The sequence below is a fragment of the Eubacterium sp. Marseille-QA0814 genome (genome assembly GCF_965119675.1).
Classification (GTDB): Bacteria; Bacillota; Clostridia; order Lachnospirales; family Lachnospiraceae; genus Eubacterium_G.
The window spans coordinates 951652-966394 of sequence record NZ_CBCPMG010000001.1; the positions used below are offsets into that span (position 1 = coordinate 951652).

General features: G+C 33.5%; 16 protein-coding genes. 5 read left to right on the plus strand and 11 right to left on the minus strand.

All coding sequences use genetic code 11. The annotated features are described in order from the left end of the window. Window positions 1–31: 31 nt before the first annotated feature. Genes ACQY63_RS04475 through ACQY63_RS04485 form a run of 3 tightly spaced genes read right to left on the minus strand, consistent with a single transcriptional unit; the run spans window position 32 to window position 2353 of the window. The gene (locus ACQY63_RS04475; protein ID WP_022165821.1) at window positions 32–505 is read right to left on the minus strand and encodes a S24/S26 family peptidase; all 474 of its coding nucleotides are present in this window, start codon (window positions 503–505) and stop codon (window positions 32–34) included. Beyond that, complete coding sequence (locus ACQY63_RS04480) at window positions 498–1520, minus strand: PqqD family peptide modification chaperone (RefSeq protein WP_022165820.1); 1023 nt, start codon at window positions 1518–1520, stop codon at window positions 498–500. The genes ACQY63_RS04475 and ACQY63_RS04480 overlap by 8 nt, the downstream gene beginning before the upstream one ends. A 17-nt stretch (window positions 1521–1537) precedes the next feature. Further along, window positions 1538–2353 (minus strand): TrmH family RNA methyltransferase, encoded by an 816-nt coding sequence (locus ACQY63_RS04485; protein ID WP_022165819.1) that lies wholly within the window; start codon window positions 2351–2353, stop codon window positions 1538–1540. A gap of 248 nt (window positions 2354–2601) precedes the next feature. On the opposite strand from ACQY63_RS04485, the gene ACQY63_RS04490 reads away from it, so the two are divergent. Beyond that, a complete protein-coding gene (locus ACQY63_RS04490; protein ID WP_022165818.1) occupies window positions 2602–3069 on the plus strand; it encodes an HD domain-containing protein in 468 nt (155 codons plus the stop codon). A gap of 108 nt (window positions 3070–3177) precedes the next feature. Here ACQY63_RS04490 and prfA read toward each other — a convergent pair whose 3' ends face one another. The 5 genes from prfA to rho form a co-directional block, all read right to left on the minus strand. Continuing rightward, complete coding sequence (gene prfA / locus ACQY63_RS04495) at window positions 3178–4251, minus strand: peptide chain release factor 1 (RefSeq protein WP_299056377.1); 1074 nt, start codon at window positions 4249–4251, stop codon at window positions 3178–3180. A 2-nt stretch (window positions 4252–4253) separates the two neighbouring features. Further along, a complete protein-coding gene (gene prmC, locus ACQY63_RS04500) occupies window positions 4254–5093 on the minus strand; it encodes a peptide chain release factor N(5)-glutamine methyltransferase (RefSeq protein ID WP_428244791.1) in 840 nt (279 codons plus the stop codon). Continuing rightward, window positions 5081–6286, minus strand: a complete 1206-nt coding sequence (locus ACQY63_RS04505) for a DUF1385 domain-containing protein (RefSeq protein WP_022165815.1) — start codon at window positions 6284–6286, stop codon at window positions 5081–5083. Before ACQY63_RS04505 ends, prmC begins: the two co-directional genes overlap by 13 nt. An 83-nt stretch (window positions 6287–6369) precedes the next feature. Next, a complete protein-coding gene (rpmE, locus tag ACQY63_RS04510; RefSeq protein ID WP_022165814.1) occupies window positions 6370–6570 on the minus strand; it encodes a 50S ribosomal protein L31 in 201 nt (66 codons plus the stop codon). 140 nt (window positions 6571–6710) lie between these two features. Next, window positions 6711–8237: a transcription termination factor Rho gene (gene rho, locus ACQY63_RS04515; protein ID WP_428244792.1), complete on the minus strand. Its 1527-nt coding sequence runs from the start codon at window positions 8235–8237 to the stop codon at window positions 6711–6713. A gap of 271 nt (window positions 8238–8508) precedes the next feature. On the opposite strand from rho, the gene ACQY63_RS04520 reads away from it, so the two are divergent. The 3 genes from ACQY63_RS04520 to dut are packed head-to-tail and all read left to right on the plus strand — an operon-like array spanning window position 8509 to window position 10680. Next, window positions 8509–9657: an NAD(P)-dependent malic enzyme gene (locus ACQY63_RS04520; RefSeq protein WP_022165812.1), complete on the plus strand. Its 1149-nt coding sequence runs from the start codon at window positions 8509–8511 to the stop codon at window positions 9655–9657. Between the two features lie 11 nt (window positions 9658–9668). Continuing rightward, a complete protein-coding gene (gene nrdG / locus ACQY63_RS04525) occupies window positions 9669–10196 on the plus strand; it encodes an anaerobic ribonucleoside-triphosphate reductase activating protein (protein ID WP_022165811.1) in 528 nt (175 codons plus the stop codon). A gap of 52 nt (window positions 10197–10248) precedes the next feature. Then, the gene (gene dut / locus ACQY63_RS04530; protein WP_290988320.1) at window positions 10249–10680 is read left to right on the plus strand and encodes a dUTP diphosphatase; all 432 of its coding nucleotides are present in this window, start codon (window positions 10249–10251) and stop codon (window positions 10678–10680) included. 142 nt (window positions 10681–10822) lie between these two features. On the opposite strand, the gene spoIIP is transcribed toward dut, so the two are convergent. Further along, window positions 10823–11992, minus strand: a complete 1170-nt coding sequence (gene spoIIP, locus ACQY63_RS04535; protein WP_428244793.1) for a stage II sporulation protein P — start codon at window positions 11990–11992, stop codon at window positions 10823–10825. Between the two features lie 138 nt (window positions 11993–12130). Beyond that, window positions 12131–13027 (minus strand): GPR endopeptidase, encoded by an 897-nt coding sequence (gpr, locus tag ACQY63_RS04540; protein WP_299056354.1) that lies wholly within the window; start codon window positions 13025–13027, stop codon window positions 12131–12133. A 231-nt stretch (window positions 13028–13258) separates the two neighbouring features. Between gpr and rpsT the strand changes: the two genes are divergently transcribed. Then, the gene (rpsT, locus tag ACQY63_RS04545) at window positions 13259–13522 is read left to right on the plus strand and encodes a 30S ribosomal protein S20 (protein ID WP_022164808.1); all 264 of its coding nucleotides are present in this window, start codon (window positions 13259–13261) and stop codon (window positions 13520–13522) included. 166 nt (window positions 13523–13688) lie between these two features. On the opposite strand, the gene holA is transcribed toward rpsT, so the two are convergent. Next, the gene (gene holA / locus ACQY63_RS04550; protein ID WP_022164807.1) at window positions 13689–14669 is read right to left on the minus strand and encodes a DNA polymerase III subunit delta; all 981 of its coding nucleotides are present in this window, start codon (window positions 14667–14669) and stop codon (window positions 13689–13691) included. Between the last annotated feature and the right edge of the window lie 74 nt (window positions 14670–14743).

Sequence of the window (14743 nt, forward strand, 5' to 3'; positions counted from 1 at the left end):
ATTATCTCTGTTACTCATTTCATTTATCGTTTTAATCGTCTTTTCTTAATGTTTTTCTTTTTATTTTGGACAGAATTCTTCTACCCTTCCTATAACATTTTCTAAGCAGAACCGTTTTAACCCATATAATGCTGTAAATTTTGTATAAAATATTAGCTGTTGTATATTCTTTTCCATTTCTTTTAAATCCCACAACCACAGCAATTATGTTATCTTTTGATATGCCGTACTCATTAACTACCTGATTATCTCCCCGTATTTTATAGCTGTCTTTTTGTACTTTAACAATTCTATGTAAAATATACTGACCGTTATTTCTTCTATAAAATACAATATTGTATTTTTTCAATGTAAATTCCGGTGTTGCCAAAATAACCGTATCCACATTGTCCCGAAACAAAGGTAACATACTTGTTCCTCTTGGCGTAAAACTAACCTTGCCGCCTGATTTAAGCTGTTCTTCAATAATGGGAACTATATCTTCTATTTGAACTATTTTATTCAAACAAATTCTCCTTCTTTACCTTCTCAATAAATTCTTCAACGTCATTTTTTGCAGTATCTGCATCAATTTCGTACTGGCTCATTAATTGCTCAATTAACTGCTCCTTTGTTGTTCCCTCTATCATTTTCTCAAACAAAAACGCGCCTGTTTCATTTAAACTCATCATGCCATTAAAATCTATTGTTGCCTCACCTACAGGCACAACAACATTGTTCCCGGCAACATTTCTTAAAATAAATCCCTGTTTTATTTTCATCCTAGCCTCCATTATTTTGATTGTATTATAAGCCATTTCCACTGCACTATCTGATATGTCACAGCCCATTTTGTATATGGGATTTTCCGTTAATACCTGTTCTAAAGTTTTTAACACTAACTCGATGCTTTCAACTTTTTTGAAACTTTTTACTGTCTGATTATAGAATAACGGAATTGCATCTTTTACCTGCAATGGCTCTATATAATTTGTCTTGGACCTTTCCAAAAAAACTATCCCACCAAGAAGTTCTTTTTTATTTGCATTAATGTCATATTTACCACTCCATGGTGTTCCATAAACGTACCAACTGTCATTTTCTTTTTTCAACACCGGTTTGTCATCATTAATTATATAAGCTTTATCTTTAAAATGTTCCAACCACAGCCCTGTATGAGTTGATTTCCCGGTGCCGCTATTTGCCGAAAACAAATATGCATATCCATCCACAACCACACCTGATGAATGAAGCATACACCCATTGTATTTTAACAATTTATGATGAAAATAACTTCCTGTATATATATACTCTATGGCTTCACAGTTTAAATAAGGCATATATTCATCATGGATTTTTTCATAGGTCTCATTACCCAAGTCTATGACAATGTCAGCCTCCTTTTCATCCCAGCTCTCAGCTTTAGCAATATATTTTTTTGCTCTTTTGTATGTTTCTTCATAATAAGTTGTCATTAAAACTTTCAACCCGGCTATATTATATTTTTCTTTTCGAACTATTCTGTTGTTTTGTTCTTTCATTATAAAATCAATACCTTTTATTTATTTCCCAACTGCCAAAACGCAACTGCACTTGCCGCCGCAACATTTAACGAATCCACGCCGTTAGACATTGGTATGCACACTGTATAGTCACTTCCATTTATTGTTTCTTCTGTAAGACCTTCCCCTTCAGTGCCAAGAATTATTGCAAGCCTATCTTCATTCATTAAAGCATCATTATCAATATTTACACTTTCTTCCTTTAAAGCCATTGCTGCCGTCTTAAAGCCTAATTGGTGTAAAATTTCGTTAATGTTTTTCTTCTTAGTGTGGGCAATTGTCCATTTTATCTGAAAAACCGTCCCCATGCTTACTCTTATTGCTCTTCTGTACAGAGGATTGCTGCAAGTTGATGTAAGTATTATTCCATCAATATTTAAAGCTGCCGCCGACCGAAAAATTGCCCCCACATTTGTTGGATTTACCACATCTTCAAGCACAGCTATTCTTTTTGCATTATGGCAAACCTCACTTACCGTAGGAAGTTCTTTTCTCTTCATTGCACAAAGCATTCCTCTGGTCAGCTTGAAGCCTGTTAGGTTAGTAAGCAAATCAAACTCTCCTGTATAAATTGGTACATCCCCTAATCTCTTTATGATTTCCTGACCTTGTGTTTCAATATGTTTCTTTTCAATTAAAGCAGACACAGGCTTGTAACCACTATCCAATGCTCTCTCAATAACTTTTGGGCTTTCAGCAATAAAAATCCCGCCATTAGGTGCATATAAATTTAATAATCTGCTCTCTGAAAATCTTCCGTATATATCTAATTCTTCACTGTTTAAATCCTGTATTTCAATAATATTTGGCATATTCTTCCTTTTCTGAAATACTAAAAAAGCTTTTTAAACTACAGAGTTAAAAATTTTTATTTTACCTTTGTCTGCATATAAGCAGGCAAATAACCTTCTAATCTCTTTCGTTTAAAAATAATTCACTTTAGTATTTTCACAAATTTTACATATTTAAATTATAACCTAAGAATAATAAGTAAACAATTGCAAATCCAGTTTTTTTACAATATAATTAAATAGTTAGAGTTTTTTACAATGAGGTTGATATGAATAAGGAAATTATTAGAATTGAGTTTGCAGAAATTGCAAAACCTATAATTGAAAATGAAAAAGTAAAAAGAATGGATAAATACATTCAACATGGCGACACTTCAACTTTAGATCATTGTGTAGCTGTTGCCTACGTTAGTTTTTACATTGCAAAGAAAATGCATTTAAGATGCGACTATAACAGTTTAATTCGTGGTGCACTGCTACACGATTATTTCCTTTATGATTGGCACGTGGCAGACGATTCCCACAAATGGCATGGTTTTAGTCACGCGGAAACAGCCTTAAATAATGCAAGTAAAGATTTTGAATTAACAAACATTGAAATGGACATTATTGCCAAGCATATGTTTCCATTAAACATTAAGCCACCAAAATACAGAGAAAGCTACATTGTAAGTCTGGCAGACAAGATTTGTTCATCCTACGAAACAATATTAGGCACACCATGCTATTCAGTATAGAAAATTATGTTATTTGCTTTTCACAATAAAAAAATAGCTACAGTTAGAACAAGGTGTATTTCTAACTGTAGCTATTTTTACTGGAAAAGATAAATTATTCAATCCACTTTATTCATCTTCTACTTGTGCTAATTTTGCAGCCTGATCTGCTGCTACGCAATTATCGATGATTTCATCTAAGTCACCATTCATAATGTTTTCAAGTCTATGTGTAGTAAATTTAATTCTGTGATCTGTTACACGTCCCTGTGGGAAATTGTATGTTCTGATTTTTTCAGAACGGTCTCCTGTACCAATCTGGCTTCTTCTTGCTTCTGACTCTGCGTCCTGTTTCTTCTGACATTCTAATTCGTAAAGTCTAGCACGAAGTACCTTTAAAGCTTTATCCTTGTTCTTTAACTGTGATTTTTCATCCTGACATGAAATTACAATTCCTGTTGGTATATGTGTAAGTCTTACAGCAGAGTCTGTTGTATTTACACACTGTCCACCGTTACCTGATGCTCTAAATACATCAAAACGGCAATCGTTCATATCTATTTCTACGTCAACTTCTTCTGCTTCAGGCATAATTGCAACTGTTGCAGTTGATGTATGAATACGACCGCCTGATTCAGTAACAGGTATACGCTGTACACGATGTACACCACTTTCGTATTTTAATCTTGAGTAAGCTCCCTGACCGTTAATCATAAATACAACTTCCTTGAAACCTCCAAGACCATTTTCATTTACAGAAATCATTTCTGTTTTCCACTTCTGGCTTTCAGCGTACATGCAATACATTCTGTATAATTCAGCGGCAAATAAAGCAGCTTCATCACCACCTGCACCACCTCTGATTTCAACAATAACGTTTTTGTCATCATTTTCATCTTTAGGTAAAAGAAGAATTTTCAACTGGTCTTCCATTTCCGGAATAGATGCCTTTGCTTCGTTTAATTCTTCCTTTGCAAGTTCTCTCATATCTTCATCTGATTCTTCATCAAGAATTGCAAGGCTGTCTTCAATAGTTTGCTTAGCTTCTTTATATTTCTTGTACAATTCAACAATAGGAGCCAAGTCGCTTTGTTCTTTCATAAGTTTTCTAAAATTTGATTGATCACTAACAACGTTAGGATCATTTAACTGTTCTAATATTTCGTCATATCTTTCAAGTATACCATCTAATTTATCAAACATTTTTATTCCTTTCCGGCAACAACCATACGGTCAAGCCCCGATAAATCTTTAAAAACTTTTATATTTGTAAATCCATTGTTTTTTAGCAAATCAGGAACTGTTTTTCCCTGGTCATATCCAATCTCCAGAAAAAGCATTCCTTTTTCCCTTAAGTATTCTACAGCATTTTTGCTAATAATTCTATAAAATTTTAATCCGTCATCACTTCCATCTAACGCAAGAAGTGGATCATGCTCCTTTACTTCCTGTTCTAATTCCACAACATCTTTAGTTGGAATGTACGGTGGATTGGAAACAATTACGTCATATTTTCCTTCTATGTTTGAAAACATATCACTCTTTGTGAATTCAACATTTGCATGATTTAAGGCGTTGTTTTTTACAGCAACCTCTAAGGCATCTTTTGAAATATCTGCTCCAACAACTGATGCCTTGTCACACATTTTATCAACAGCTATTGCTATACAACCTGAACCTGTACACATATCAAGAACTTTCATTTCATTATTACCTATAAAATCAGTAACTTTTTCAACCAAAAGTTCTGTTTCAGGTCTTGGGATTAAAACATTCTCATTAACCAAAATCTTATAATCCAAAAACTGCTGATACCCAATAATATGCTGTAAAGGTATATGCTCTGCTCTTTTATTAACAGCTTCTTTGTATTTTGCTGCTAATTCTTCATTAACAGTAATACCCATATTCATATAATAATTTTGTTTTTTTACATTTAATATTTCCTCTGATAAAAGCCAACTGTCAACCGTTGCTTCTGCTATGTTTGCTTTTTCTAACTGTTGTATGGCATCTTTTATCAGTTCAATAACTAAAACTTCCAATTATATCCTGAACCTGTTTTAACTTTCTTTTCTTCCTGCTGATTATTAACTCCCTGATTGTATGTTTCAAAGTCATTATCTCCAATGTTATCCCTTTCAGGATTCACAGAATTATCAACATATGTTCTCTTTAATGCATTATCTATTGACTTATTTAACACTCTATCAACATCCGGATCAATATCCGCTATATTTTCTTTTGAAACCTGCTTTCTAACTTTTCTTGGTCTTCTTGCAGCAATTCCATTATCAATTAAATACTGTTCCCAATCAAATACAGCTTCAACAGCCTCAATGGCAACTTCTATCATGTCGTCAGTAGGTTCTTTTGTTGTTATTTTCTGCATCCAAAGGCCCGGCATGCTTAAAGCATTGATGATTTTGTTATCAGATGTACCTGCTTTTCTAATGAACTCATAAGACACGCCTGCTATTACAGGCACCATCAGAATTCTAAGAAAATATCTTAACCAAACAACATCTGTTCTTATAATCATAAAAAATATAATACTAATAACCAAAACAATTAAAAGAAAACTTGTACCACATCTTTTGTGAAAACGTGAACTTTTTCTTACATTATTGACTGTTAGTATATGACCGTTCTCAATACAGTTAATACATTTATGCTCTGCTCCATGATACATAAACGTTCTCTTAATATCCTTCATTAAAGAAATTAATATTAAATATCCTATGAAAATAAGAATCTTTACCACGCCTTCAATAGCTGGCACGTAAGAAGTTTTAACCCATGGAATACATTTCTCCATTAAGTCAGCAATAAATAATGGCAAAACCATAAATAAAGCTACTGCAATTATAACGGAAAACGCCACTGTAAGTCCCATTATAACTTTTTCAGCTTTATCACCAACTTTTCCTAAAAGCCATTTTTCAATTTGTCCCGGTTCCTCGTCAAAGTTTTCATCATCATCAAAAAACTGTGCGGAATATGTTAGTGTCTTGATTCCCAATACTAAAGAATCCACAAAACTAAAAATTCCTCTGATGAATGGTAATTGAAATTTCTTACTCTTTCCTGTTACGCCTTTATATTCCTGTGTATCTACAATTATGGAACCGTCTGACTGTCTTACTGCCACAGCATAGTGTTCCTTATTTCTCATCATAATCCCTTCCATGACAGCCTGACCGCCAATGCCGGAAGAGCCTAGTTTGTTATTTCTCATATATAATTCACCTTTTGTAACAAAAATTTATCTAATTACGAAAATAGGTTGAGAATTGCTTCTCAACCTGTTATCCTTAAAAATTATTTGATACCATATTTCTTGTTGAACTTATCAATTCTACCACGAGCTGAAATAGCTTTCTGCTGTCCTGTGTAGAATGGATGACATGCTGAACAAATTTCAACATGAAGCTCTGGTTTTGTTGAACCTGTTACGAATGTGTTACCACAGTTACATGTAACGGTTGCTTCCTGGTAATCTGGATGGATTCCTTCTCTCATTACATTCACCTCTTTGAATTATTTTTTATGCATATTGGCAACGCCAATCCGTTTTTACTCAATAGCCTAGCCATTATAACATAGCATTTCATAGTTTACAACCCTTTTAGCAAAAAGATTTCATTTTTTTATAAAAAACCTTATCTTCTGCTATGGCTTACTCGAATTTTAGCGATTTGCTTAATAAAGTCATCATTATTTTTGGTTCTGGCAAATAAATTTAGAATCTGCTCTACTGCATCTTCTTTTCTCATGCCGTTCATTTCTTTTCTTATTATATATGAAGCACCTAATTCGTCATTGCTTAACAATAAATCTTCACGTCTTGTTCCTGACTGTGCAATATCAATTGCAGGGAATATTCTCTTCTCTGATAATTTTCTGTCAAGTACAAGTTCCATGTTACCTGTTCCCTTAAATTCTTCATATACTACGTCATCCATTTTACTTCCTGTATTAACTAACGCAGTTGCAAGAATTGTAAGACTGCCACCTTCTCTCATATTTCTAGCTGCACCGAAAAATCTTTTTGGCATGTGAAGTGCTGCCGGATCCAAACCACCTGATAAAGTTCTTCCACTTGGTGGAACAGTCATGTTATAGGCTCTTGCAAGTCTTGTAATACTGTCTAAAAGAATAATTACATCTTTCCCATGTTCTACTAATCTTTTAGCTCTCTCTATTACCATTTCTGAAACTCTCTTATGATGTTCCGGTAATTCATCGAATGTTGAATAAATAACATCAACATTGTCACCTCTGATTGCTTCCTTAATATCTGTTACTTCTTCAGGACGTTCATCTATTAAAAGAATTATGATTTCCATTTCGGGATTATTTTTTAATACAGCTTTTGCTGTTTCTTTAAGTAATGTTGTTTTACCTGCCTTTGGTGGGGCAACTATCATTCCTCTTTGTCCTTTTCCAATAGGGCTTACCAAGTCCACAACTCTCATTGCTGTACTGTGACCATCTGTTTCTAAGTGTAATCTTTCATTTGGAAAAATCGGCGTAAGATCTTCAAAATTAGGGCGGTTCATTACTTTATCCAGTGGTTCGTCATTAACCTTTTCTAAATAATATAAAGCACCGAATTTTTCATTTTCTCTTTTTTCTCTAACTCTACCTGTTACATAATCTCCTGTTTTAAGTCTGAATCTTTTAATCTGAGATGGCGCAACGTAAACGTCATCATCTCCCGGTAGAAAGTTATCACATCTTATAAAGCCGAATCCATCAGGCATAACTTCCAAAATACCTGTTCTCATTTTGCCTTGTTCATTTGGAATTTCATCTTTATGTTCTATCTGTTCCTCCTTTGACTTATGAACAACTCTTCTTCTAACTCTATGTTCTCCCGTACCATATTCTGCTGTAGGATGAGATTTTCCACTTTCTTTTTCTATATTCTTTTCATTATTATCGTCACTCTGTATTGCTTCACTGTTTGTGACTGTTTCTGCTTCACTGTTTGTGGCTGTTTCTGCTTCATTTTTTTCAACTGTTTCCGGTTCACTGCTTGAAGCTTCTTTTTCTTTTCTCTGTGTAACTTCTAAAATCATGTCAACTAACTGTTGCTTTCTTAATGTTGTAACAGATTTTATGCCATTTTCTTTTGCAATTTTTCTTAACTCTCCCACTGGTAATGATTGCAATTTTTCTCTCATTTTACTAATAATCTCCTTTCACAAACAGAGCCAAATTTTCTGTCCGTAGTAAATAAATTGATTTTCATATTGTAAATATAAAAAGTAATATTGATTTATAATTCACATGGGATTCACTAGGGGACTTCCCTAAAGACTTTTTAAATTCATTAGATACATATTCTAACACACACCACCAAAAAATCATAGTGTTAATTTTTAAATTATGGTATACTTATCTGAGTTGTGTAGTTTCATAACACGTAAAATTAAATATATATGGAGGTTTATCATGACAACTAATGAAAAAGCATTAAAATTGCATGAAGAATTAAATGGAAAATTAAGCACAGAAGCTAAATGTCACGTAAAAACCCGCGAAGATTTATCTTTAGCTTATACACCAGGTGTTGCAGAACCTTGCAGAAAAATCGCTGCAAACCCTGATGATGTTTACAAATATACATGGAAAGCAAACACTGTAGCTGTTGTATCTGACGGCAGCGCAGTTCTTGGTCTTGGAAATATTGGTCCTGAAGCAGCAATGCCTGTTATGGAAGGAAAAGCTGTTTTGTTTAAGGAATTTGGTGGTGTAAATGCCGTTCCTATTTGCCTTGACACACAGGATCCTGATGAAATTGTCCACACAGTCGCAAGAATTGCTCCCGGCTTTGGTGGCATTAACTTAGAAGACATTTCAGCTCCAAGATGTTTTGAAATAGAAAGCAAACTTAAGGAAAAACTTGATATACCTGTTTTCCACGATGATCAGCATGGTACTGCTATCGTTGTTTTAGCAGGAATTATTAATGCTCTTAAGGTTGTTGGAAAAGAAAAGGAAAACTGCAAGGTTGTAATTAATGGCGACGGTTCTGCAGGAATTGCAATTTGCAAACTTCTTTTAACTTACGGTTTTAAGGATGTTACTATCTGTGGATTATACGGCATTCTTTCAAAAGATATTGAAGATTTAAACTGGGCTCAGAAAGAAATGGCAGAAGTTACTAACCTTTCAGGCCAAAACGGAAAACTTGCAGACGCTTTAGTTGGTGCAGATATTTTCATTGGTGTTTCTGCTCCAAACATAGTCTCAGCAGAAATGGTTAAAACAATGAATAAGGACGCCATTATTTTTGCAATGGCTAACCCTGTTCCTGAAATTATGCCTGATGTAGCAAAGGCTGCAGGTGCAAGAGTTGTTGGAACTGGTCGTTCTGACTTCCCTAACCAGGTAAACAATGTTGTAGCATTCCCTGGAATTTTCAAGGGTGCTTTAGAAGGTCGTGCAAAGCAGATTACAGAAGAAATGAAATTAGCTGCTGCTCTTGCAATTGCATCACTTGTTCCTGATGATGAATTAAATGATGAAAATATTTTACCTGAAGCATTTAATCCTGATGTTGCAGATGTTGTAAGTAAAGCTGTCAGAGACAATATTTAAGGAGTGATTTTTTGAATTACGCTGAATTAAAAACATATGATATTGCAAATGGACCGGGAATCAGACTTTCCCTTTTTGTCAGCGGATGCAATCATAGATGTCCCGGTTGCTTTAATGAACAGGCTTGGGATTTTAATTACGGGAAAGAGTTTACACAGGAAACTATTGATTACATTATTGACACTTTAAGTTTTGGTGCTTATGCCGGCGTTACTTTTCTTGGTGGCGAACCATTGGAAATTGAAAACCAGCGTGGTCTTTTACCATTGGCACGCAAAATAAAAGAAGTCTATCCCAACAAAACCATCTGGTGTTTTACAGGTTATGTTTTTGAAAAGGATATTATGGAAAACATGTATGTTAAGTATCCTGAAACAAGAGAGTTGTTATCTTATATAGATGTTTTAGTTGACGGGCCTTACATTGAAGCCTTACGAAACATTTCTCTTACATTTAGAGGCTCAGAGAATCAGAGATTAATTAAAATTCCTGAAACTCTAAAAGAGAAGAAAATTGTCTTGTGGGAAAAGCAACTGTAGTTTTGCAATATTGTTTAAAAAATTATTTTACATTTAATAGACGAGGTATTTTATGAACATAAAAAAATTAAAGGAAAACGCTGTAATACCAACATACGGTTCTGAATACGCAGCAGGTGCAGATTTATATGCTGCAATTGATAATCCTGTTACAATTGCTCCCGGAGCAACTGAATTCATTGGCACAGGACTCGCAATGGAAATTCCTATGGGCTATGCAGGTTTCGTATATGCCAGAAGCGGTCTTTCATGTAAAGAAGGACTTGCCCCTGCAAATAAAGTCGGAGTTGTTGATGCTGACTATAGAGGTGAAATCACTGTCGCATTATACAATCACTCTAACGAGGCCAAAACTGTTGAACCTGGTGACAGAATTGCCCAGATGGTAATTGCTCCATTTTTAAAAGTTGACTTTACAGAAGTTGGTGAACTCTCAAAAACAGTTCGTGGAGTTGGCGGATTTGGTTCTACAGGAAACAAATAACAGTTGATTAATGATTATTTGATTATTAACTATTTATAATCAAATCAACTATTTATTAATTAATAGTAAATAACTTATAAATCAATATATAATATGGATTTTATAATGTTTTTAAGGATAGTAACTTTTTTAGTTATTATCCTTATTTTTTTCCCATGACGATATTTATTAACCAGGCTAACGGTTCTGCTGCGTTCTTTGCCTCCTGATATGTATTAGTTTGTGCACCCACTTCTATAAGCATGGATTGTTTGCACAAATCTAAATTGTATTTATATGCATTTACATAATTATGCCTTGCAAAACCCGGATAATAACATTCCGCGTTAAGTTTCATTTGAAATGCCAAAGCTAGATTTTCATATAAATAAGGATTGTATAAATATCCTATATCTCCAGTTGTCTTAAATCTTGACATTCCATTAAAAAACATAACCTGTGCTGTAGACTTACCATTTATTTCAGTTACAAGTTTTGTCCCTGTATTTACACCATCTCTATGAACATCTAAAATCAAACTTATAGACGGATATTTTTTTAGAATTTTTCTTACGCCTACTCTTGACTGGTCATAAGCTTCATTTCTGTCCAGTCTTCCATTTACAATGTCATAATAAGTTTTGTCGTGGATTACATTATAACCAAACTGCTCCTTTAGGATTTTGCAAAGTCTGTCACCTACTCCGATTATTGTGGTGTCATCATTTCCGTTGCTATTTACAAACTCCTCCCTTGAATGAGTATGATATATTAGAATCTGGGGCTTTTTATTATTTCCCTTTATTTTGAATTTTTCATTAATGGCTGATTTTAAAGGCATATCCGCTTCTTTAAATGTTGTGGCAGACGTTACAATATAATACTTGCTAAGAATGTTGTTGAAACTTCCAATATTGCTTGCCGTATAAACTTTTCCATTAATTTTTGGCTTTGGTACAATTGTTTTTGTGGCTGTTTTAACAACTTTATCTTTTTTGTTTTTCTTTATTGTTTTGTTTGTCTTATCTATATTTTTCTTTGTTGTGGGATTTTCTTCTGTTTCCGTGCTTTTGGCATTTTCATACACCAGATTAATTACTTGTTTGTAACCTGGATCATCAATATTATAAGTGTACTCACTTTTTGCAATATACTCAGAAACTATTTCGTTAAGGACTTTTTTCTTTGCTGCTGTTGATAAAGATTTGTGATTTTCAACATATAACATATATTGTTTCATTACATCACCATTTTCCACAAGTTCCTTGGCAATTATGTCCGATGCATCGTTTATAACATTGCCTGTCTGGTCTTTTATATCCTCTTTAGTCATTATGCTTACGCACCTTACTCCAATATATACACATAATATTACGATTATTATTTTCATGAGATTTTGAAAAAAAGTACTTTTACACATATTTCCCCCACCTTTGTCCCACTTATATAATATATGTGGAAAAACTTTAGGTTATGACAACACTTCCCTGCAAAAATCATTAATGCCATGTGCAATTATTTTACTTAAGTTGTCAACAATTTCATCTACATCTTTTGGTGTCACAAACAAGTCCTCTGTTTCTTCTGACAGTAGTTCCTCAAACAATTGATATTTTTCCTGTGGTGTGTAGTCTTTAAAAGCATTTCCAATGGGATTGTTTTCTATTTTTGAAAGTATTCTTATTAAATTTTCCATTGTGTCATTTACAATTGTTGCACCACTTACAACCATTGGCACGCCTATGGCTATTACTTTTTTTCCAAGACTTTCTTCGTTTAGACCTTTTCTGTGATTTCCGATTCCTGAGCCTGGGGTAATACCTGTGTTTGTTATTTGAATTGTTGTTGTAATTCTTCTAACGTTTCTTGCTGCTAAAGAATCTATTGCAATAATTAAATCTGGATCAATTTGGGACACCACACCTTTTATAATGTCGTAAGTTTCCATGCCTGTTTGTGATAAAACCCCTGGTGCCATACAATATATGTTCTTAGTGCATATTATATCCCTTGCAGTTTTGGGACCTAATGCATCAGGGGTCGCCATTGAATTTCCAAGACCTACTATAAGGATTGATTTGATATTTTCTTTTGATGTAATCTCTTTTAAATAATTGCATAAAAACTTTCCCAGCTCTCTTCTATGGGCTTCTTTAGAATATCTGATTTTGGGAGATTCCATTGTAATATAGCTTCCAATTGGTTTGCCCATGGTTTCTTTTCCTTTTTCATTAACAATTTTTACAACTGTGGTCAGCATGTTTACGCTATTTTCTTTTTTCTGATAACTTTCAACTCCTTCTATTTGAATATCCCTGTTAAATTTTTCTCTTTCTTCCAGCGCTAAATCTGTATAAATATTTTTCATGGTTAATCTCCTTTTTGCTTTACCTTTTTTGTTCTGTCATTTGTTATTTTATTTTTATTCTGTTTTTATCTACAAATAGTATTGACAACATTGTGCTTTTTTACTAGAATAAATCTTGATGTCTGTATCTAGTCCGCATATTCCAAAGGATACAGACTATGAAACTGATTTCCAATCTCTCTCAACGGAAATCAAATTTTATAATTTTTATTTATCGCGGAGGTAAGAAAAATGGCTAACATTAAGTCAGCAAAGAAAAGAATTTTAGTTAATCAGACAAAGTACGAAAGAAACAAAGGCGTTAAGTCAGCAGTTAAGACTTCAATTAAGAAGGTTGAAGCAGCAGTAGCAGCTAACGATAAGGCAGCAGCTGAAGCAGCTTTAAAGGCAGCTACAAAGGCTATTACAATGGCTGGTTCAAAGGGTATCTACCACAAGAACAACGTAGCTAGAAAAGTTTCTAGATTAACAAAATTAGTAAACACAATTGCTTAATTTTAAGCAAACAAAATAAAACGTCGGTTTTTAACCGGCGTTTTATTTTGCTTATTTTTATCTTTTGTTTATCTCTTTTGTTTTTAGTTCTTCTATTTTATTCTTTTTGTTTTATTCTTTCTATTTTTTTATTTATTTTCTATTTTTTTATTTATTTTCTCTTATTTTAATTCTTTCTACTGTATTTAACTAAGAGCATTTCTACTCCTATGTTTTCATCCATTATGCCTTTTTTTATATTCTCTTCTGTTGCAACGCAATCTGCTAATGCCAGCTTTAATTCATTTACAGAAAAGTTTCTGCTTTGATTAATGCTTTTGTTTGCAATAAATCCCTGCACACCCATTACAGATGCTATTGCATTTCTATCCATGCCTCTTGCTGATAAATCTTTTGCCTGAAGAATTAAGTTAAACTGTCTTGAAACCATAAACAATATTCTCATTGGTGGTTCTTTTTCTGCTACTAACTCATAATAACAGTCCAAAGTTTTCTTTTGATTCTTTACGGAAATTGCATCCACCATGTCAAATATTCTAACGTTCAACTGTTTAATACACACCGCATCTATATCTTCTTTAGATATAACGTCCTTGTCTAAATCATAACTAATAAGCTTCTCGATTTCTCTGGAAAGAACTTCCATGTCCGTTCCAACATTACCTATTAAATACGACATGTTAGCATTAGTTATTTTCTTACCGTCATGTGCAAATATTCTTGCAGCCCACATACTTAAGTCTTTTTCCGTCTGTCTGTTAATCTCGCAAATATAACCATTAGCCTTAACAGCCTTGTACATCTTGCTTCTTTTGTCCACATCCTGTTCTACAAACAAAAAAACCGTACTTTCTGGGATTTTTGACATATACTCTGCTAATTGTTCACCACCGCTTTTAAAAAGCCCTGTTGACTCCATAACTATTAATCTGTGTTCTGCAAAAAAAGGAAATGTTTCAGCATTATCTATTACTTCATTAACATCGAAGTTTTTTCCTTCATATAAAGCCAGATTCATGGTATCGTCACCTGCAATTGCCTTAATCATCTGATTCTTATAATTAAGCTTTAGGTATTCCTCTTCACCACAAATTAAATATGCATTTTTAAAATTTCCTGATTTTATATCTTCTGATAATGTTTTCACTTTTCTGCCTTTCCATAATTGTATCTTTTTTCTTACATTGTTCATAATTTTAACATACATTAAATTTATGAACA

What these genes read in the sequence shown, in the direction of transcription:
- ACQY63_RS04480 (WP_022165820.1), bottom strand. Translation starts at nt 1,520, where the DNA reads ATGAAAGAACAAAACAACAGAATAGTTCGAAAAGAAAAATATAATATA.
- ACQY63_RS04485 (WP_022165819.1), bottom strand. Translation starts at nt 2,353, where the DNA reads ATGCCAAATATTATTGAAATACAGGATTTAAACAGTGAAGAATTAGAT.
- ACQY63_RS04490 (WP_022165818.1), top strand. Translation starts at nt 2,602, where the DNA reads ATGAATAAGGAAATTATTAGAATTGAGTTTGCAGAAATTGCAAAACCT.
- prfA (WP_299056377.1), bottom strand. Translation starts at nt 4,251, where the DNA reads ATGTTTGATAAATTAGATGGTATACTTGAAAGATATGACGAAATATTA.
- ACQY63_RS04505 (WP_022165815.1), bottom strand. Translation starts at nt 6,286, where the DNA reads ATGAGAAATAACAAACTAGGCTCTTCCGGCATTGGCGGTCAGGCTGTC.
- rpmE (WP_022165814.1), bottom strand. Translation starts at nt 6,570, where the DNA reads ATGAGAGAAGGAATCCATCCAGATTACCAGGAAGCAACCGTTACATGT.
- rho (WP_428244792.1), bottom strand. Translation starts at nt 8,237, where the DNA reads ATGAGAGAAAAATTGCAATCATTACCAGTGGGAGAGTTAAGAAAAATT.
- ACQY63_RS04520 (WP_022165812.1), top strand. Translation starts at nt 8,509, where the DNA reads ATGACAACTAATGAAAAAGCATTAAAATTGCATGAAGAATTAAATGGA.
- dut (WP_290988320.1), top strand. Translation starts at nt 10,249, where the DNA reads ATGAACATAAAAAAATTAAAGGAAAACGCTGTAATACCAACATACGGT.
- spoIIP (WP_428244793.1), bottom strand. Translation starts at nt 11,992, where the DNA reads ATGACTAAAGAGGATATAAAAGACCAGACAGGCAATGTTATAAACGAT.
- gpr (WP_299056354.1), bottom strand. Translation starts at nt 13,027, where the DNA reads ATGAAAAATATTTATACAGATTTAGCGCTGGAAGAAAGAGAAAAATTT.
- rpsT (WP_022164808.1), top strand. Translation starts at nt 13,259, where the DNA reads ATGGCTAACATTAAGTCAGCAAAGAAAAGAATTTTAGTTAATCAGACA.